At 63.7% G+C, this 19,270-nt stretch carries 20 protein-coding genes; 18 read left to right on the top strand and 2 right to left on the bottom strand.

Going from position 1 to position 19,270, the window contains the following annotated elements; all coding sequences use genetic code 11:
• Positions 1-7: 7 nt before the first annotated feature.
• Genes ACHPFG_RS03105 through ACHPFG_RS03025 form a run of 17 tightly spaced genes read left to right on the top strand, consistent with a single transcriptional unit; the run spans position 8 to position 15,498 of the window.
• Positions 8-262: an acyl carrier protein gene (locus ACHPFG_RS03105; RefSeq protein WP_003187949.1), complete on the top strand. Its 255-nt coding sequence runs from the start codon at positions 8-10 to the stop codon at positions 260-262.
• The gene (locus tag ACHPFG_RS03100; protein WP_259244938.1) at positions 259-804 is read left to right on the top strand and encodes a hypothetical protein; all 546 of its coding nucleotides are present in this window, start codon (positions 259-261) and stop codon (positions 802-804) included. The genes ACHPFG_RS03105 and ACHPFG_RS03100 overlap by 4 nt, the downstream gene beginning before the upstream one ends.
• On the top strand, positions 801-2,471 hold the full coding sequence (locus ACHPFG_RS03095) for an AMP-binding protein (RefSeq protein WP_431701578.1): 1,671 nt from the start codon (positions 801-803) through the stop codon (positions 2,469-2,471). Before ACHPFG_RS03100 ends, ACHPFG_RS03095 begins: the two co-directional genes overlap by 4 nt.
• On the top strand, positions 2,464-3,198 hold the full coding sequence (locus tag ACHPFG_RS03090; RefSeq protein ID WP_339541801.1) for a glycosyltransferase family 2 protein: 735 nt from the start codon (positions 2,464-2,466) through the stop codon (positions 3,196-3,198). The genes ACHPFG_RS03095 and ACHPFG_RS03090 overlap by 8 nt, the downstream gene beginning before the upstream one ends.
• Positions 3,195-4,130, top strand: a complete 936-nt coding sequence (locus ACHPFG_RS03085; protein ID WP_431701577.1) for a glycosyl transferase — start codon at positions 3,195-3,197, stop codon at positions 4,128-4,130. Before ACHPFG_RS03090 ends, ACHPFG_RS03085 begins: the two co-directional genes overlap by 4 nt.
• On the top strand, positions 4,114-5,655 hold the full coding sequence (locus tag ACHPFG_RS03080; RefSeq protein ID WP_131696845.1) for an HAL/PAL/TAL family ammonia-lyase: 1,542 nt from the start codon (positions 4,114-4,116) through the stop codon (positions 5,653-5,655). Before ACHPFG_RS03085 ends, ACHPFG_RS03080 begins: the two co-directional genes overlap by 17 nt.
• On the top strand, positions 5,648-6,073 hold the full coding sequence (locus ACHPFG_RS03075) for an acyl-CoA thioesterase (protein ID WP_431701576.1): 426 nt from the start codon (positions 5,648-5,650) through the stop codon (positions 6,071-6,073). Before ACHPFG_RS03080 ends, ACHPFG_RS03075 begins: the two co-directional genes overlap by 8 nt.
• Positions 6,070-6,660, top strand: coding sequence for an outer membrane lipoprotein carrier protein LolA (locus ACHPFG_RS03070; protein ID WP_431701575.1), 591 nt, complete (start codon positions 6,070-6,072; stop codon positions 6,658-6,660). The genes ACHPFG_RS03075 and ACHPFG_RS03070 overlap by 4 nt, the downstream gene beginning before the upstream one ends.
• On the top strand, positions 6,650-8,962 hold the full coding sequence (locus tag ACHPFG_RS03065) for an MMPL family transporter (RefSeq protein WP_431701574.1): 2,313 nt from the start codon (positions 6,650-6,652) through the stop codon (positions 8,960-8,962). The genes ACHPFG_RS03070 and ACHPFG_RS03065 overlap by 11 nt, the downstream gene beginning before the upstream one ends.
• A gap of 33 nt (positions 8,963-8,995) precedes the next feature.
• Positions 8,996-10,243, top strand: a complete 1,248-nt coding sequence (locus ACHPFG_RS03060) for an NAD(P)/FAD-dependent oxidoreductase (RefSeq protein ID WP_339451423.1) — start codon at positions 8,996-8,998, stop codon at positions 10,241-10,243.
• Positions 10,240-10,974 carry a class I SAM-dependent methyltransferase gene (locus tag ACHPFG_RS03055; RefSeq protein WP_259244935.1) on the top strand — a complete coding sequence of 245 codons (735 nt, stop codon included), beginning with the start codon at positions 10,240-10,242 and terminating at the stop codon, positions 10,972-10,974. Before ACHPFG_RS03060 ends, ACHPFG_RS03055 begins: the two co-directional genes overlap by 4 nt.
• Entirely contained in the window at positions 10,971-11,453 is a 483-nt protein-coding gene (locus ACHPFG_RS03050) for a hypothetical protein (RefSeq protein ID WP_131696850.1), read from the top strand. Before ACHPFG_RS03055 ends, ACHPFG_RS03050 begins: the two co-directional genes overlap by 4 nt.
• On the top strand, positions 11,450-12,616 hold the full coding sequence (locus ACHPFG_RS03045; RefSeq protein WP_431701573.1) for a beta-ketoacyl-[acyl-carrier-protein] synthase family protein: 1,167 nt from the start codon (positions 11,450-11,452) through the stop codon (positions 12,614-12,616). The genes ACHPFG_RS03050 and ACHPFG_RS03045 overlap by 4 nt, the downstream gene beginning before the upstream one ends.
• Entirely contained in the window at positions 12,613-13,074 is a 462-nt protein-coding gene (locus tag ACHPFG_RS03040) for a 3-hydroxylacyl-ACP dehydratase (protein ID WP_431701572.1), read from the top strand. The genes ACHPFG_RS03045 and ACHPFG_RS03040 overlap by 4 nt, the downstream gene beginning before the upstream one ends.
• Complete coding sequence (gene fabG / locus ACHPFG_RS03035) at positions 13,071-13,799, top strand: 3-oxoacyl-ACP reductase FabG (RefSeq protein ID WP_431701571.1); 729 nt, start codon at positions 13,071-13,073, stop codon at positions 13,797-13,799. Before ACHPFG_RS03040 ends, fabG begins: the two co-directional genes overlap by 4 nt.
• The gene (locus ACHPFG_RS03030) at positions 13,799-15,025 is read left to right on the top strand and encodes a beta-ketoacyl-ACP synthase (protein WP_431701570.1); all 1,227 of its coding nucleotides are present in this window, start codon (positions 13,799-13,801) and stop codon (positions 15,023-15,025) included. Before fabG ends, ACHPFG_RS03030 begins: the two co-directional genes overlap by 1 nt.
• Positions 15,026-15,051: 26 nt before the next feature.
• On the top strand, positions 15,052-15,498 hold the full coding sequence (locus tag ACHPFG_RS03025) for a hypothetical protein (protein WP_431701569.1): 447 nt from the start codon (positions 15,052-15,054) through the stop codon (positions 15,496-15,498).
• A gap of 64 nt (positions 15,499-15,562) precedes the next feature.
• Here ACHPFG_RS03025 and ACHPFG_RS03020 read toward each other — a convergent pair whose 3' ends face one another.
• The gene (locus tag ACHPFG_RS03020; protein ID WP_431701568.1) at positions 15,563-16,456 is read right to left on the bottom strand and encodes a LysR substrate-binding domain-containing protein; all 894 of its coding nucleotides are present in this window, start codon (positions 16,454-16,456) and stop codon (positions 15,563-15,565) included.
• Positions 16,457-16,628: 172 nt separating this feature from the next.
• Between ACHPFG_RS03020 and ACHPFG_RS03015 the strand changes: the two genes are divergently transcribed.
• Complete coding sequence (locus ACHPFG_RS03015) at positions 16,629-17,855, top strand: MFS transporter (protein WP_431703435.1); 1,227 nt, start codon at positions 16,629-16,631, stop codon at positions 17,853-17,855.
• A 115-nt stretch (positions 17,856-17,970) separates the two neighbouring features.
• On the opposite strand, the gene hemE is transcribed toward ACHPFG_RS03015, so the two are convergent.
• A complete protein-coding gene (gene hemE, locus ACHPFG_RS03010; RefSeq protein WP_131696858.1) occupies positions 17,971-19,038 on the bottom strand; it encodes a uroporphyrinogen decarboxylase in 1,068 nt (355 codons plus the stop codon).
• Between the last annotated feature and the right edge of the window lie 232 nt (positions 19,039-19,270).

The raw sequence follows: 19,270 nt of genomic DNA, 5'->3' as shown, positions 1-19,270 counted from the left end.
CCGGACCATGCAAACTCGTGACGATATTTTCAACACCCTGCGCGATGCCTTGGTGGAACTGTTTGAACTGCCGCCGGAACGCGTCACCCTCGACGCCAACCTGTACCAGGACCTGGAAATCGACAGCATCGATGCCGTGGACCTGATCGACCATATCAAGCGCCAGACCGGCAAGAAGATCGCTGCCGAAGAGTTCAAGGCCGTGCGCACCGTGAACGACGTGGTTGAGGCGGTGTACCGTCTGGTCCAACCCGCCGCATGAGCCGGCTGATCGGCCTTGGCCTGTTGTTGGCGGGGCTGCTGTACCCCTTTGCGGTGTATTACGGCACCGAGCACTTTGCGCCGTGGCAGTTCGGGTTGCTGCTGGGCAGCCTGTGGCTGCTGCGCGCGGTCACTGGCGCTTCGCGCCCCGGCAGCCGCTGGATGGCGTTGGCGGTGATCGTGTTTTGCCTGGCCCTGGCCTGGTTCGATAACCCGCACCTGTTGCGCTGGTACCCGAGCCTGGTCAGTGCGTTCATGTTGGCGCTGTTCGGCCTGAGCCTGAAATACGGCCCGCCGATGGTAGAGCGCCTGGCACGCATGACCGACCCGGTACTGCCGCCAAACGCGATTGTGTATACGCGCCAGGTCACCGTGGTGTGGTGCGTGTTTTTTCTGTGTAATGGCCTGCTGGCCGCCGCCCTCACCCTATGGGCGCCGTTGAGCTGGTGGACGTTGTACAACGGCTTGATCGCCTACGGGCTGATGGGGCTGTTGTTTGCCGTGGAATGGCTGGTACGACAAAGGGTTCGAGGCCGCGTATGAATGGGTTGAATCTTGAGCACCTGTTGCTCGAGCCGCTGGAACAGCGTTTGGTGACCACCGAACCTGCGATGAATCACGCCCAGCTGTGGGAACACTCCCTGAGCCTGGCGGCCGGGTTGCAAGCGCGTGGCATCCAGCGCCTGGCCCTGCACCTGGAAGACGCAGGCCTGCTGGCAATTGCACTGCTGGGCGCCTGGCGCGCCGGGGCCAGCGTGCTGCTGCCCGCCGATCTGCAACCCCAGACCCGCCAACGCTGGGACGCGGTTGTCGACGCCTGGCTGACTGAAGCGCCAGACCTGGACGCGTTGTATCAAGCGCCGTTGAGCCCGGCCGCCCTCGACCTGGACACCTGCCAACTGAGCCTGTGCACCTCCGGCTCCAGCGGCGAACCCAAGCGTATCGACAAGACCCTGCGCCAACTGGCCAATGAGGTCCAGGCCCTGGAAGCGTTGTGGGGTGCAGACCTTAAAGACGCCTGCATCATCGGCAGCGTCGCCACCCAGCACATCTACGGTTTGCTGTTCCGCGTGCTGTGGCCGCTGTGCGCCGGTCGCAGCTTTGTGCGCCGCCAGCTGGCTTTTCCGGAAGACATGCAACGCGCCAGCCGCGAATACCCGCAATTCGCCTGGGTCGCCAGCCCGGCGCTGCTCAAGCGCATGGGCGACAACCTCGATTGGCCAGCGCTTAGCCAGGTATCGCGGGTGTTCTCGTCGGGCGGTGCCTTGCCCATCGAGGCGGCCAGCAGTCTTTACGAGCGCTTGCAGCAATGGCCGACAGAGATTCTCGGCAGCTCGGAAACCGGCGGCATTGCCTGGCGCCAGGGCGCGCAACCCTGGCAGCCGTTCGCCGATATACACCTGAGCCAGGATGCGGACGGTGCACTGCGCATCGCTTCGCCTTACTTGCCCGTCGGGCATATAGAACAAACCGCTGACGCGGCGCGCATCCATGCCGATGGTCGCTTCGAGCTGCTCGGACGCCTGGACCGTATCGTCAAGCTGGAAGAAAAACGCATCTCCCTGCCCATGCTCGAACAGGCGCTGATGGCCCACCCGTGGGTCGCCGAAACGCGCCTGGGGGTGGTGCAGGAAAACCGTGCATCACTCGGTGCGCTGGTGGTGCTCAGTGCCGACGGCCTGCACGCCCTGCGCAACCAGGGCCGACGCACCGTCACCCACACCCTGCGCCAACATTTGAGCCAGCATTGCGAAGCCCTGGCGCTGCCGCGCCGCTGGCGGCTGCTGCGCCAGCTGCCACTGAATGCCCAGGGCAAACTGCCCCAGGCCGATGTGGCCGCGTTGCTGCTGGCGCCCCGGCCAAAAGCACCGGAAGTGCTGGAGCAAATCGAAGTCGATGGCGAATGGACCGTGCAGATGATCGTCCCGCCGGACCTGGCCTACTTCAGCGGGCACTTTCCGGTCACACCTGTGCTGCCCGGCGTGGTCCAAGTGGAATGGGCATTCAACCTGGGCCAGCAACTGCTCGACCTGCCCGCGACCTTTGTCGGCATGGAAGTGCTCAAGTTCCAGCAACTGGTACGCCCCGGCGATCGCATCGAACTGCACCTGCGCTTCGACCAGGAACGCAGCAAGTTGTATTTCGCCTACCGCAACGGCGTCGCGGCCTGCTCCAGTGGCCGGATCCAATTGGAACCCGCCCATGCATAACCCCTGCGCCCTGATCCCGGTCTACAACCACGAGGCCGCCGTGCCCGCCGTGGTCCGCAGCCTGTTGAGCAGCGGCCTGCCGTGCCTGTTGGTCGACGACGGCAGCAGCCCAGCCTGCGCAGCGGTACTGGCGCAATTGGCGGACCTGGATAACGTCACCCTGCTGACCCTGCCGAACAATCAAGGCAAAGGCGGCGCGGTGATGGCCGGGTTTCGCGAGGCGGCACGCCTGGGCTTCAGCCACGCCTTGCAGGTCGACGCCGACGGCCAGCACGACCTGCGCGAAGTCGAGACGTTTATCGACGCTTCCCGCAGGCAGCCCAACGCAATCATCTGCGGCTACCCCGAATACGACGAAAGCGTGCCCAAAGGCCGTTTGTACGCGCGTTACCTGACCCACGTGTGGGTGTGGATCAACACCCTGTCGCTGCAGATCCGCGACTCGATGTGCGGCTTTCGTGTGTACCCGCTGGCCCCGGTGCTGGCCCTGATGGACTCCGCCTACATCGGCACGCACATGGACTTCGACTCCGACATCCTGGTGCGCCTGGCCTGGCGTAACCAGCCGATGCGCTGGCTGCCGACCCAGGTGCATTACCCTGCCGACGGCCTGTCGCACTTCCGCCTGTTCCGCGACAACGTACGCATCAGCGCCATGCACACCCGACTGTTCTTCGGCATGCTGGTGCGTGCACCGCTGATCCTGTGGCGACGGTGGCAGGCATGAGCGACAGCACCAAGCACTGGGCCGACCGCGAAGAGCGCGGCAGCTACTGGCTGATGAAATTCACCGCCCTCGCCGCCAAGGTCCTCGGCCGCCGCCTGCTGAGCCCGGTGCTGTATGGCATCGTGTTGTACTTCTTCCTGTTCGGCCGCACCGCGCGCCAGAGCGCCTGGCAATACCAGCAGCGCCTGGCCGACTGGAGCAGGCGCGACGAACTGCGCCCCAGCCAGCGCAAAGTCTTCGCCCAGTTCATGGCCTTCGCCGACGCCCTGCTCGACAAACTCGACGTGTGGAACGGCAAGCTGCGCCTGGAACAGATCGAGATCAACGACCCGGCGAAACTGCGCGGGCAACTGCGCGGCGAGCGCGGCCAGATGCTGGTCGGCGCACATTTGGGCAACCTCGAAGTGTGCCGCGCGCTGGCGGAAATCGGCGAAAAGGTCACCATGAACGTGCTGGTGCACACCAAGCACGCCGAACGCTTCAACCGCCTGCTGGGCGAAGCCGGTGCCACCCACTTGCGCCTGATCCAGGTCAGCGAGCTGGACCCTGCCACCATGCTGCTGCTCAGCCAGCGCCTGGACGACGGCGAGTGGCTGGCGATTGCCGGCGACCGCGTGCCCTTGCATGGCGGGCGCACGGTGCGCGTGGATTTCCTCGGCCATGACGCGGCCTTCCCCCAAGGCCCGTGGCTGCTGGCGGGCCTGCTGAAGTGCCCGGTCAACCTGCTGATGTGCCTGAAACACCAAGGCCGCTATCGCCTGACCATCGAGCCCTTCGCGCAATTGATCGAATGGAAGCGCAGTACCCGCGAGCAGGTCATCGCCCTGTGGACCGCGCGCTACGCCGCACGCCTGGGCCAGTTCTGCCTGGAAGCGCCCCAACAATGGTTCAACTTTTACCCTTTTTGGAAGACCGATGACGACGCATCTTGAGCCGGTAACCTTTGGCGAACGCCCCCTGCGCATCGAGGACGTGCTGGCCCTGGCCAACCGTCAGGTGCCTACCCAGCTGCAAAGCGATGCCGCGTATCGCCAACGCATTGCCAAGGGCGCGCAGTTCCTCGACTCGCTGCTGGACAAGGAAGGCGTGATCTACGGCGTAACCACCGGCTACGGTGACTCCTGCGTGGTCGCGGTGCCGTTGCAACATGTCGAGGCCCTGCCCCGTCACCTGTACACCTTCCACGGTTGCGGCCTGGGCAAGTTGCTCGACGCCCAAGCCACCCGTGCGGTGCTGGCGGCGCGCTTGCAGTCGCTGTGCCACGGTGTCTCCGGGGTGCGCGTGGAACTGCTGGAGCGCCTGCATGGGTTCCTCGAACACGACGTGCTGCCGCTGATCCCGGAAGAAGGCTCGGTGGGCGCCAGCGGTGACCTGACGCCGTTGTCCTACGTGGCCGCGACCCTGTCCGGCGAGCGCGAAGTGCTGTTCCGTGGCGAGCGTCGCCTGGCCGCCGACGTGCACCGCGAACTTGGCTGGGAGCCGCTGGTACTGCGGCCCAAGGAAGCCCTGGCGCTGATGAACGGCACCGCGGTGATGACCGGCATCGCTTGCCTGGCCTTTGCCCGTGCCGACTACCTGCTGCAACTGGCCACACGCATCACCGCGCTGAACGTGGTGGCGCTGCAAGGCAACCCGGAACACTTCGACGAGCGTCTGTTCGCCGCCAAGCCACATCCGGGGCAGATGCAAGTCGCCGCCTGGCTGCGCAAGGACCTGGCGATCGACGCGCCGACCGCGCCGCTGCATCGCCTGCAGGATCGCTACTCGCTGCGCTGCGCGCCCCACGTCCTCGGCGTGCTGGCGGACAGCCTGAACTGGCTGCGCTCGTTTATCGAGATCGAGCTGAACAGCGCCAACGACAACCCGATCATCGACGCTGAGGAAGAGCGCGTGCTGCATGGCGGGCATTTCTACGGTGGGCATATCGCCTTTGCCATGGACAGCCTCAAGACCCTGGTGGCCAACGTCGCCGACCTGCTCGACCGCCAGCTCGCGCTGCTGGTGGACGTGCGCTACAACCACGGTCTGCCGAGCAACCTGTCCGGCGCGCCGGCTGACCGCGCGATGATCAACCATGGCTTCAAGGCCGTGCAGATCGGCACCAGCGCCTGGACCGCCGAAGCGCTGAAAAACACCATGCCGGCCAGCGTGTTCTCGCGCTCCACCGAGTGCCACAACCAGGACAAGGTGAGCATGGGCACCATCGCCGCCCGCGATGCGATCCGCGTGCTGGAACTGACCGAACAGGTCGCCGCCGCCACCCTGCTCGCCGCCAACCAGGGCGTGTGGCTGCGTGCCCAGGCCGACGACGCACGCCCGTTGCCACCGGCGCTGGCGGCCATGCATGCAGAGCTGGCCCAGGACTTCCCGCCGGTCATCGAAGACCGCGCCCTCGAAGGCGAACTGCGCCTGTGCCTGCAACGCATCGCCGAGCAACACTGGAGGCTGCATGCGTAGCCCTGGCGTATTGCACAGCGACACCGAAATCCTCGTGCCGTTTTTTGACGTCGACACCATGAACGTCGTCTGGCACGGGCATTACGTGAAGTACCTGGAAGTCGCACGCTGCGCGCTGCTGGACAAGATCGGCCACAACTACACGGCGATGCTCGAAGCCGGCTACGCCTGGCCGGTGATCGACATGCAACTGCGCTATGTGCGCGGTGCGGTGTTCGGCCAGACGATCAACGTGCGCGCCAGCCTGGTGGAGTGGGAGAACCGCTTGAAGGTCAACTACCTGATCACCGACCTGGCCAGCGGCGAGCGTCTGACCCGCGCCAGCACTGTGCAGGTAGCGGTGGAAATCGCCAGTCGCGAGATGCAGCTGGCCTCGCCCAAAGTATTCACCGACGCCGTCGAAAGGGCCTTGTCATGAAACTGATCACCTTCCTCGGCGCGTTGCTGCTGTCGCTTCAAGCCCAGGCCTTCGACCTGCAACAACTCAGCGATCAACTGGCAAAGCCAACGGTCATTCACGGCAGCTTCATCCAGGAAAAACACCTGCGTGCGCTGCCGCAACCGTTGGTCAGCAAGGGCACCTTCGTCCTGGCCAAGGACCACGGCCTGCTGTGGCTGCTGAAAACCCCGCTGCAGCAGGATTACCGCATCAGCGCCCAGGGCATCGCCCGCCGTGACGCCAACGGCTGGCAACTGCTGCCGAACAAGAGCGCCGGTACCGAACAGAACCGTCTGTTCCTCGCCGTGCTCCAGGGCGACAGCAGCGGCTTGCAGCGTGACTTCGAGCTGCAACTGCAAGGCGAAGCCCGGCAATGGAAGCTCACGCTGATCCCGCGTTCACTGCTGCTCAAGCAGGTATTCACCCAGATCAATATCGACGGCGGTGAGCTGGTACACACCATCGAACTGCTGGAAACCCAAGGCGACAGCACCGTACTGCGCATGCAGGACAGTACCGCCGGCCAGCCATTGAGCGACGCGGAGCAACACGACTTTGCCCAGTGAGCGTCTATTGCCGCGCCTGTTCCTGATCCTGCTGGTGGCCGTGCTGGCCCTGGCCGGCTGGCAGTGGCGCGACGGCGCACCGCTGTCGGCCAACCTGATGGAGCTGGTGCCGGGCAGCACGCCGGACGCTTTGGAGTTGCAAGCCGAACAGCGCATGCAGGAGCCGCTCAACCGCGAAATACTGGTATTGGTGGGGCACGCCGATCGCCAGCAAGCGGTGGCCGTGGCGCAGCAATTGGGCGAACGCTGGCAGGCCAGCGGCTTGTTCGAGAAGGTCCAATGGAACCTGCAAGCCGACCTGCCGGCGCTGCGTGAGCAGTTGCTGCGCGGGCGGCTGGCGATGCTCTCGGCCAAGGACCGCGAACAACTGATCGACCACCCCGACGCGTTCATCCAGCAACGGGTGCAGTCGCTGTTCGACCCCTTTACCGGCTTCAGCCTGGTGCCGAGCCAGGACGACTGGCTCGGCCTGACCGGGCGCATCCAGAACAGCCAGCCGCAACACGGCTCGGTGCAACTGGACATCGGCAGCGGCGCCTTGATCGCCGATGCCGACGGCAAGAGCTGGGTGCTGCTGCGCGCACGCACCACCGGCAATGCCTTCGACATGAAACTGCCGCTGCAAGTGGCGGATTTGCTCCAGGCCAGCCGCACGCAGGCCAGTGAACACGGCGCGCAATTGCTCGCCGCCAGCGGTTTGCTTTACGCGGCGAACGGCCAGCAGCAGGCCACGCGGGAAATCACCTGGGTTGGCGGTGGCGCCACCATCGGCATCCTGCTGTTGCTGTTGCTGGCGTTCCGCCGCTGGCGAGTGCTGCTGGCGTTTGTGCCGGTGCTGGTGGGCATGCTGTTTGGTGCCGTCGCTTGCGTGGCGCTGTTCGGCCATATGCATGTGATGACCCTGGTGCTCGGCTCCAGCCTGATCGGCGTCGCGGTGGATTACCCGCTGCACTACCTGTCGAAAAGCTGGAGCATGAACCCCTGGCGCAGTTGGCCGGCATTGCGCCTGACGCTGCCAGGGCTGAGCCTGAGCCTGGCCACCAGTTGCATTGGCTACCTGGCGCTGGCCTGGACGCCGTTTCCGGCCTTGACGCAAATCGCGGTGTTCTCCGCCGCGGGTCTGATCGGCGCCTACCTGTCAGCGGTGTGCCTGCTGCCGGCACTGCTCAAGGGTGTCGAACTGCGTCCGGCGCAGTGGCCGCTACGCATTGCCGAGTGCCTGTGGCTGGTGCGGGCTTCCTTGCTCAAGCGCGTGCCGAGCCCATTTTTGCTGGCATGGGTACTGTTGTTCTGTGCCGGCGGCCTGTGGCAGCTGAACAGCAAAAACGATATTCGCCAGTGGATCGGCGCGCCACCGCAGTTGCTGCAAGAGGCACAGGCGGTGGCACGCATTACCGGTTTCCAACCCACCAGCCAGTTTTTCCTGATACGTGCGGATAACCAGCCGCAGTTGCTGGAGCGGCAAGCCGCCCTGGGCCAACGCCTGGACCAATTGGTGAATATGGACAAGCTCCAGGGTTACCTGGCGCTCAACCAACTGGTCAGCCTGCCCGCCGAACAACAGCAGCTGCGCGATGCCCTGAGCGCACTTCCACAGCATTGGCAGCCACTGTTGGACCTCGGCGTGCCCGCCAGCGCCCTGCAAGCCGAAGTCGCGCAACTGCAAGCGCTGCCTACCGAAGACATCGACGCTGCGCTGGCGGGGCCGTTGGCCGAACCCTGGCGCACGCTGTGGCTCGGCCCGGTGGACGGCGGTGTGGCGGCCATGGTCAGCCTGCAGGGCTTGAACAACCCGGCGCTGTTGCGGGTGCAAGCCGTGGATCTACCCGGCGTGCAGTTGGTGGATCGCCTCGGTGATTTGAACCGTGTATTCGCCGACACGCAGATCAGCGCCGCCGAATTGAAGTTGATGTCGTGCGTGCTGATCGTGCTGTTACTGATCCTGCCGTTCGGTTTTAGCGGTGCCTTGCGCATCGTCGCCCTGCCGTTGCTGGCGGCGCTGTGCAGCCTGGCCAGCCTGGGTTGGCTGGGCCAGCCGTTGACCCTGTTCAGCCTGTTCGGGTTGCTGCTGGTCACGGCCATCAGTGTCGACTATGCGATTTTGATGCGCGAACAGATCGGCGGCCCTGCTGTCAGCCTTTTAGGCACACTGCTGGCGGCACTGACAACCTGGTTGTCATTCGGCCTGCTGGCGGTGTCCAGCACCCCCGCAGTGAGTAATTTCGGCCTGTCGGTCAGCCTGGGTCTGGCATTCAGCTTTATGCTGGCGCCCTGGGCCGGCCAACGGAAACATGCCTCATGAATGTAGTTATCGCCAAAGCGGCAAGGAGCCCTCGTGCCCATAGTTGAAATGGAACGTCGCCAGGTGGTGGTGATTGGTGCCGGGCCATCCGGCGCGATTGCCGCCGCGCTGTTGAAGCGCAAAGGGCATGATGTATTGATCATCGAGCGCCAGCATTTCCCGCGCTTCTCGATCGGCGAAAGCCTGCTGTCGCACTGCATCGATTTCATCGAAGAAGCCGGCATGCTCGACGCCGTGCAGGCCGCGGGTTTCCAGGTAAAAAACGGTGCCGCGTTTGCCTGGGGCGAGCGTTACAGCGCATTTGATTTCGGTGACACCTTCAGCAACGGCAAACCGACCACCTTCCAGGTGCAGCGCGGCGAGTTCGACAAGTTGCTGGCCGATCAGGCAGCCCAGCAAGGCGTCGACATCCGCTACGGCGAAACCATCGTCGGCGTGGATTTCTCCGGTGAGTGTCGCTACCTGCATGTGCGCCGCGAGAACGGCAGCGAGTACCACATCAAGGCCAAGTTCGTGCTCGATGCCAGCGGCTACGGCCGTGTGCTGCCGCGCCTGCTCGACCTGGAGGCGCCGTCGAATTTCCCGCTGCGCCAGGCAGTGTTCACCCACGTTGAAGACCGCATCGAACACCCAGGCTTCGACCGCACCAAGATCCTGATAACCACACACCCTACGAAGCGCGACATCTGGTTCTGGACCATCCCGTTCAGCAACGGTCGCTGCTCGGTGGGCGTGGTTGCGGCCAAGGAGCATTTCGACGGTCGCGACGCTGACCTCGACGCCTGCCTGCGCGGCTTTATCGACGAAACCCCGAGCTTGTCCGGCGTGCTGCATAACGCCGTATGGGACACGCCAGCGCGCACCATCGGCGGCTACTCGGCCAACGTCAAAACCCTGCACGGCCCGGGCTTTGCGCTGCTGGGCAATGCGGCGGAATTCCTCGACCCGGTGTTCTCCTCCGGCGTGACCATCGCCATGCGTTCGGCGAGCATGGCCGCTGGCGTGCTGCATCGTCAGCTCAAAGGCGAGACCGTAGACTGGCAAACCGAGTTTGCCGAGCCGCTCAAGCGCGGTGTCGACACCTTCCGCTGCTACGTCGAAGGCTGGTACGCCGGTACGTTCCAGGATGTGATTTTCCACGCCGGCAGCTCACCGGAAATTCGCCGGATGATCAGCTCGATCCTCGCTGGCTATGCGTGGGACGAGCGCAACCCGTTCGTCAGTGAGCCCAAGCGGCGGTTGCGGATGTTGTCGGAAATTTGTGCAGGGGATCCCGCGTGAGCAGTCGGTACTTAAGTAAGAACTATGTTGAGGAAACCAAGTTCGGCTTCTGGTTCCTACGCAGCCACACGTGGCAGCACCATGTGTTGCGCGTGGCGATCAATGACTTGCGCAGCCGCTTCAGCGAACCCCTGCCCGAGGCCCCGGTGTTGCTGGACGCCGGTTGCGGCCAGGGCAAATCCTTCAAGTTGCTGCAGCAGGTGTTTGCGCCTTCACGCCTGATCGGCCTGGATGCCGACCCGCACAGCCTGGAACTGAGCCGCCAGGAAGCCGCTCGCCAAGGCCTGGACGTCGAGCTGATCGGCAGTGACTGCGCCACCCTCGACGTGCCGGATGCCAGTGTCGACATCCTGTTCTGTCACCAGACCTTCCATCATCTGGTCGAACAGCAACGTGCGTTGAGCGAGTTCTATCGGGTGCTCAAGCCTGGCGGTTACCTGTTGTTTGCCGAATCCACCGAAGCCTATATCGACACCTGGGTGATCCGCTGGCTGTTCCGCCACCCGATGCACGTGCAAAAAAGCGCCGAAGAATACCTGGAGATGCTCCGCGAGCAAGGCTTCACCTTCGGCCCGCAGAACATCTCGTACCCGTACCTGTGGTGGAGCCGCTCCAGCGACTTCGGCCTGTTGGAACGCTGGGGGTTGCGCAAGGCGCCGCCGGTGGGCCAACGCGAAGAAACCCTGGTCAACTGCGTGGCGCGCAAACCCCTGGCGAGCACCACACCATGATCCGCCTGCTGTTGATGGGTTGCCTGTTGCTGCTGAGTGCCTGCGCCAGCCAGCCGCCGCTGCCTGAAAAAACCCCGGCCCTGACCCTGCCGCTGCAATTGCATGTGCAGCGCCTGGAAGGCGGCCAGAGCCAGGACTGGCTGCTGGTGATCCAACGCGAAGGCGCTGGCATTCGCTGGTCGATGATGGACCCGCTGGGCATCCCCCAGGCTCGGCAAAAACTGATCGATGGCCAGTGGCAGGCCGATGGTCTGCTGCCGCCCAATCCTCAGGCGCGTGAGCTGTTTGCCGCCCTGTTGTTTGCCTTGAGCTCGGCGGATGAGGTGCGCGCACTCTATCCCGGCGCCCAGGCGATGGGCCTCACGCGCACCCTGCCGGGCCATTGGCAAATCGTCTATCAATCCTCAGAGGTGTTCAGCGTGAACATGGCAGGCCAGCCCCTGAGCTACCGTATTACGCCACTCGGTGCCGCCCGATGACCGCCTACCTCAACGCCCTCGGCGTGATCTGCGCCCTCGGTCGGAACCCGGCTGAAGTCAGCCGCAGCCTGTTTGCCGGTGATTGCTCAGGCATGCGCGCTGAAAGTGGCTGGGTGCCGGAGCGCGTATTGCCGGTGGCGGGTGTGCACGGCGAGCTGGCGATTATCCCGGTGGAGCTCGGCCAGCAGAGCAGCCGCAACAATCAGTTGCTGCTGGAAGCGGCGTTGCAGATCGAAAGCGAGATTCGCCAGGCCATCCACACCTACGGCGCCTCACGGGTCGGCATTGTGCTGGGCACCAGCACCTCGGGCATCGATGAAGCCAGCCGCGGCATCGCCCAGTATTTACGCGACAAGCACTTCCCCGGCGACTATGACTACCAGCAACAGGAACTCAGCGCGCCGGCGAATTTCCTCGCCGACTGGCTGCAACTGAGCGGCCCGGCCTATGTGATCTCCACCGCCTGTACGTCCAGCGCCCGCGCGCTGATGAGCGCCCAGCGCCTGCTCGACCTGGGGGTATGCGATGCGGTGATCTGCGGCGGCGTGGACAGCCTGTGCAAGTTGACCCTCAACGGCTTCAGCGCGTTGGAAGCAGTGTCCAACGAGCGCTGCAATCCATTTTCGGTGAACCGCAACGGCATCAATATCGGTGAAGCGGCGGTGCTGTTTGTGATGAGCAAAGCCCCTGCGCCCATTGCCCTGCTGGGCAGCGGTGCAAGTAGCGATGCGCACCATATCTCCGCGCCGGAACCCACCGGCAAAGGCGCGTTGCAAGCGATGCGCAAGGCGCTGGCCAGCGCGAAGCTTGCGCCCGAGCAGATCGGCTACCTGAACCTGCACGGCACCGCCACCCAACACAACGACGCCATGGAAAGCCTGGCCGTCGCCAGCCTGTTCCCCAAAGGCGTGGCCTGCTCGTCGACCAAACCCATGAGCGGCCACACCCTGGGCGCGGCCGGTGCGCTGGAAGCCGCGTTCTGTTGGCTGAGCCTGGCTCACGGCCGGGTGCCGCCCCATGTGTGGGACGGCCAGGCCGACCCCACGCTGCCCGCCTTGCAATGGGCTCTCAGCGGCGAAACCCTGGATAAACCCTGCCTGATGAGCAACTCGTTTGCCTTCGGCGGTAACAACGTCAGCCTGATAATCGGAGCCGCCCCATGACCGATTGGCCACTCGCCGAACTGCTGCCCCACGCGGGCGACATGATCCTGATCGACCAGGTGCTGTCGTTCGCTGAAGAGCAGATCCACACCCGCCTCACCGTCAAGCCGGGCGGCCTGTTCAATCGCCCTGACGGCAGCCTGCCGGCCTGGGTCGGTATCGAGCTGATGGCACAAAGCGTCGCCGCCTACGCCGGCTGTCGCGCCCGTCAAAAGGGTGAAGAGGTGGAACTGGGCTTCCTGCTCGGCACACGCAAGTTCGAGTGCAACGTGGAACACTTCCCGGCCGGCGCCGAGTTGAACATCCACGGCCTGCGCTCCCTGGAAGACGACAACGGCATGGGTGTGTTCGAATGCCACTTGAGCGGTGACGGTATCCAGGCCAGCGCGCGCCTGAACGTATTTCGACCGCCCCAGGCGGCCAACTATTTAGATGACTCGAAGGACGAAACGCCATGACTGAACCCGTACTGGTCACCGGCTCCAGCCGTGGCATCGGCCGCGCCATTGCCCTGCGCCTGGCCCAGGCTGGGCATGACATCGTGCTGCATTGCCGCAGTGGTCGGGCCGAAGCCTGCGCGGTACAGCTCGAGATCGAAGCCTTGGGCCGCCAGGCGCGGGTGCTGCAATTCGATGTGGCCGACCGCGCCGCGTGCAAGGAAATCCTTGAAGCCGACGTGGAGCAACACGGCGCTTATTACGGCGTGGTGCTCAACGCCGGCCTGACCCGCGACGGCGCCTTCCCGGCCTTGTCGGAAGACGATTGGGACTTGGTGATGCGCACCAACCTCGATGGTTTCTACAACGTGCTGCACCCGGTGATGATGCCAATGATTCGGCGTCGCGCGGCCGGGCGTATCGTCTGCATCACCTCGGTCTCGGGACTGATCGGCAACCGTGGCCAAGTCAACTACAGCGCCTCCAAGGCCGGCCTGATCGGTGCGGCCAAGGCGTTGGCCATCGAGCTGGGCAAGCGCAAGATCACCGTCAACTGCGTCGCACCCGGCTTGATCGACACCGCCATGCTGGATGAAAACGTACCGGTGGAAGAACTGATGAAGATGATCCCGGCGCAACGCATGGGCACCCCGGAAGAAGTCGCCAGTGCGGTGAATTTCCTGATGTCGGCCGAAGCCGGCTATATCACGCGCCAGGTCCTGGCCGTGAATGGAGGCCTGTGCTGATGAAACGCGTCGTCGTCACCGGCATGGCCGGCATGACCTCCCTGGGCAGCGACTGGGACACCATCGCCGCCAACTTTCGCGCCAACCGCAGCGGCATCCGGCGCATGGACGAGTGGGATCGCTTTACCGAATTGAACACGCGCCTGGCCGGGCCGATCGATGATTTCGTCGTGCCCGCCCACTGGACGCGCAAGCAGCTGCGCAGCATGGGCCGCGTCTCGCGCCTGGCGGTGTGGGCGGCGGAGCAGGCGTTAAAGGATGCCGGGTTACTGGGTGATGAATCGATCAAGGATGGGCGCATGGGCGTCGCTTGCGGCTCATCCACCGGCAGCACCGACGAGATCAAGGCGTTCGGCAATATGCTGCTGAACTCGGTGGCCGAGGGGCTGAATGCCAACTCCTATGTACGCATGATGCCGCACACCACGGCGGCGAATATCAGCATTTTCTTTGGCCTCACCGGGCGGCTGATCCCCACGTCCAGCGCCTGCACCAGCGGCAGCCAGGGCATCGGCTACGCCTATGAGGCGATCAAGTTCGGTCGCCTGCCGTTGATGCTCGCCGGCGGCGCCGAGGAGCTGTGCCCCACCGAAGCCATGGTGTTTGATGCGCTCTACGCCACCAGCCTGAAGAACGATGCACCGCAGACCAGCCCCCGCCCCTACGACAGCGGTCGCGATGGCCTGGTGATCGGCGAAGGCGGCGGCATGCTGGTGCTCGAAGAGCTGGAACACGCACTGGCGCGGGGTGCGCATATCCATGCCGAGATCGTCGGCTTTGGCAGCAATGCCGACGGCCAGCACACCACCCGCCCGGAACAGAAAACCATGCGCCGCGCCATGGAACTGGCCCTGGAAGATGCGGGCCTGGAGCCTGTCGCCATCGGCTACGTCAACGGCCACGGCACCGCCACCGACCAGGGCGACATCGCCGAAACCCAGGCCACCAGCAGCCTGTTCGGCAGCCGCATGCCGATCAGCTCGCAGAAAAGCTTCCTCGGCCACACCTTGGGTGCGTGCGGGGCGCTGGAGTCATGGTTCAGCATCGAGATGATGAACCGCGACCAGTACGTGCACACCTTCAACCTGGATTCCGTCGACCCGCAATGCGGCGTGCTGGATTACCTGCAGGGTGAATTTCGCGAGATGCACCACGACTACGTGATGAACAACAACTTTGCCTTTGGCGGCGTTAATACGTCGCTGATCTTCCGCCGCTGGTCCTGACTTTTTAATCGATTGGAGAATACGGAATGTCTTCCTTGCTACGCGCTACGCTGATCACCCTGGCCCTGCTGACCACCGCCGGCTGTACCAGCAAACCGATCCTCAACACCCAGCACGACCTACCGGCCGATGCCCAGGTCAGCGAAGAGAAAATGAAAAAGGTGATCGTCAACGCCCTGCAAAAACGCGATTGGACAGTGCAACGCCTGAGCCCGCAACTGGTACAGGCCGAAATCACCGTGCGCAACCAGTACTACGCGGCCATCGACATCCGCTACACCCGCAACAGCTACGCCATCACCTACCGCGACAGCCGCCAGCTGGGCTACAAGGACGGCAAGATCCATCGTAACTACAACCGTTGGGTGAACAATCTGGACAGCGACATCATGGCGGGATTGCGCAGCAATGGCGTGAGTGGTGAGGCAGGGTCGGCGGCGCAGTTGTTCGAGCAGACGGGCACCTCAAAGTAAAACCAAAGCCAGGCACAACCTCTGTGGCGAGCGGGCTTGCCACAGAGAGCCCGTTCACGGTGAATTATTGCACCGCCCTACGCGTCAACAACTCCACAAACGCCTTCGCCATCGGCGTTTGTGCGCCTTTGCGCTGCACCAGCCATACCGCCGTCACCGCCTCCTGATCCAGCAAGGTGCGATAGACCACGCCATCGATCCGTATCCGTTGATAGGACGCCGGCAACACCGACACGCCCAAGCCCGCCGCCACCAAACCGATAATGGTCATCGCCTCCCCCGCTTCCTGGGCGAAGTGCGGGCTGAAGCCGGCGTCACGACACAGACTGAGCAACTGCGCATAAAGACCACTGCCGTAAGTGCGCGGGAAAAATACGAATGGCTCTTGCGCCAGCTGCGCCAGGGGCAGCCCGCGCTCAGTGCCTTGCACCAATGGGTGGCCGGCATTCAGGACAGCGACCAGCGGTTCACGCATCAGCTCGATCACACTCAACGAGTCCGGCAGCGGCAACGGGCGCATCAGCCCAACCTGAATCGACTCATCCACCAGCGATTCGGCCACTTCGGTGCTGCTCATTTCCTGCAGGTTCAGGTGCACGGCCGGGAAGGCCTGGCGAAACGCAAAGATCGCCTGCGGGATGCTGGAGTTGAACGGCGCCGACGAGGTGAAGCCGATCTTCAACTCGCCCAGCTCCCCCAATTGCGCGCGGCGAGCCACATCCGCCGCCTTGTCGACCTGGGCCATTACCAGCCGTGCCTCGTGCAGGAACAGGCGCCCGGCCTCGCTCAGTTCGACCCGACGATTGGTACGCTCGAATAAGCGAGCCCCCACCTCCTGCTCCAGCGCCTGGATCTGCTGGCTCAGCGGCGGTTGCGAGATGCCCAGCACCTGCGCGGCGCGGCCGAAGTGCAGCTCTTCGGCAACGGCGATGAAGTACCGCAGATGACGTAATTCCATGCCAGCCTCATTAGGTCGTAAAAGCTATCAAACAGGTCGAACAATATATTGGAAAGAATCATTAGCCAGCTATATTCTTTTTCACATTGCCGGTCCTGGCACGCCCTTCCTCCCCGAGGTCCCCGTGAAATCTGCTGTCGCCCCATACGCTCAAGAAGTCCCACCCACCGCACTGGATGAGGTGGTGGCCCAGCTCAACGACGCGTATATCGAAAAAGGCACGCCGATGTTCATGCGCACGGTGCTGGCATTGTTCTCCGGCGGTTTCGCCACGTTCGCCCTGCTGTATTGCGTGCAGCCGATGATGCCGGCACTGTCCCACGAGTTCTCGATCAATGCGGCGCAGAGCAGTCTGATCCTGTCCGTGTCCACGGCGATGCTGGCGCTGGGCCTACTGATTACCGGGCCGATTTCCGACACCCTGGGGCGCAAGCCGGTGATGGTCGCCGCGTTGTTCTGCGCCGCACTGGCAACCATCGCGAGCGGCTTGATGCCGTCCTGGGAAGGGATCCTGCTGATGCGTGCGCTGGTGGGCCTGTCCCTGAGCGGCCTGGCTGCCGTGGCGATGACTTACCTGAGCGAAGAGATCCACCCCCAGCACATCGGCCTGGCCATGGGCCTGTACATCGGCGGCAATGCCATCGGGGGCATGAGCGGGCGCCTGATCATCGGCGTACTGATCGACTTCGTCAGCTGGCACACCGCAATGCTGATCATCGGCGCCCTGGCGCTGATTGCCGCCACGGTGTTCTGGAAGATCCTCCCCGAATCGCGCAACTTCCGCGCCAGCAGCCTCAAGCCGCGCAGCCTGGTAGATGGCTTCGTCATGCACTTCAAGGACGCCGGCCTGCCGTGGCTGTTCCTTGAAGCCTTCCTGCTGATGGGCGCGTTCGTGACGATGTTCAACTACATCGGCTATCGCCTGCTGGCGGACCCGTACGATCTGAGCCAGGCCGTGGTGGGCCTGCTGTCGCTGGTGTACCTCTCGGGCATCTACAGCTCGGCGAAAATCGGCTCCCTGGCCGACCGCCTCGGCCGCCGCCGCGTGCTGTGGGCCACCATTGTGCTGATGCTCGCCGGCATGGCCCTGACTCTGTTCACCCCGCTGTGGCTGGTGGTGCCGGGCATGCTGATCTTCACCTTCGGCTTCTTTGGCGCCCACTCGGTGGCCAGCAGCTGGATCGGGCGCCGCGCAGTGAAAGCCAAGGGGCAGGCGTCGTCGCTGTATCTGTTTTGCTATTACGTGGGATCGAGCATCGCCGGCACCGCGGGCGGGTTCTTCTGGCACTTCGGTGGATGGAACGGCATCGGCGCGTTTATCGTGGCGCTGTTGATAGGTGCGTTGCTGGTGGCGTTGAAGCTGGCGAAGTTGCCACCGTTGGGGCGAACAGCAGCTTGAAGTACTGCTGGAAAAACCGCTTCATAGCGGTTTTTTCGCAACAGGCTTGCGCTTCATCCGTTGACCTCAAACAAAAACGCCCGGCATAAGCCGGGCGTTTTTTATTGGGCTGCAATTACTCGTGATACTGCGCCGACAACTCATGCACCGCACGCAGGAACGCGCCGGCATGCTCCGGGTTCACTTCCGGAGTGATGCCATGGCCGAGGTTGAACACGTGGCCGCTGCCTTTGCCGTAGCTGGCCAGGATGCGACCGACTTCGGTGCGGATCGCTTCCGGCTTTGCGTACAGCACGGTCGGGTCCATGTTGCCTTGCAGCGCGACCTTGTCACCGACACGACGACGGGCGTCGCCAATGTCACAGGTCCAGTCCAGGCCCAATGCATCTGCGCCAGCATCGGCGATGCTTTCCAGCCACAGGCCACCGCCCTTGGTGAACATGATGACCGGCACTTTACGGCCTTCGTGTTCACGGATCAGGCCGCTGACGATCTTGCGCATGTAGGCCAGGGAGAACTCCTGGTAAGCCGCCGCCGACAGGTTGCCGCCCCAGGTATCGAAGATCTGTACGGCTTGCGCACCGGCCATGATCTGGCCGTTGAGGTAGGACGTGACCGACTGGGCCAGCTTGTCCAGCAACAGGTGCATGGCCTGCGGGTTGTCGTAGAGCATGGCCTTGGTCTTGCGGAAGTCTTTCGACGAGCCGCCTTCGACCATGTAGGTGGCCAGGGTCCATGGGCTGCCGGAGAAGCCGATCAGCGGCACGCGGCCGTTAAGCTCGCGGCGGATGGTGCTCACGGCGTCCATCACGTAGCCGAGGTCTTTGTGTGGATCGGGGATCGGCAGGGCTTCGATATCGGCCAGGGTGCTGACGACTTTCTTGAAACGCGGGCCTTCTCCGGTCTCGAAGTACAGGCCTTGGCCCATGGCGTCAGGGATGGTGAGGATGTCGGAGAAGAGGATGGCCGCGTCCAGTTGCGGGTAGCGGTCCAGTGGCTGCATCGTGACTTCGCAGGCGAACTCCGGGTTCATGCACAGGCTCATGAAGTCGCCGGCGTGGGCGCGACTGGCGCGGTATTCCGGCAGGTAGCGACCGGCTTGACGCATCATCCACACAGGGGTGACGTCCACGGGTTGCTTGAGCAGGGCACGAAGGAAACGGTCGTTCTTGAGGGCAGTCATGTCGGCATCCGCAAAAAAAGTGCGGGCATTTTCTCAGAGCGCGACGCAAAAGGCACGGCAAGAGCGGTGCCTTTTGTCTATCGGGTTGATTTACGACAATATCTTGAACCTGCGCAAATCAAATGTGGGAGGGGGCTTGCCCCCGATTGCAGTGTGTCAGTCTCAGAATCTGTCACTGAACCACCGCTATCGGGGGCAAGCCCCCTCCCACATTTTGATCCCATTTCAACCT

It is taken from the genome of Pseudomonas sp. BR20 (assembly GCF_050780135.1).
Taxonomy (GTDB): Bacteria; Pseudomonadota; Gammaproteobacteria; order Pseudomonadales; family Pseudomonadaceae; genus Aquipseudomonas.
Note: the sequence above shows the minus strand (reverse complement) of the source record. Positions and strands in the feature narration are given on the sequence as shown.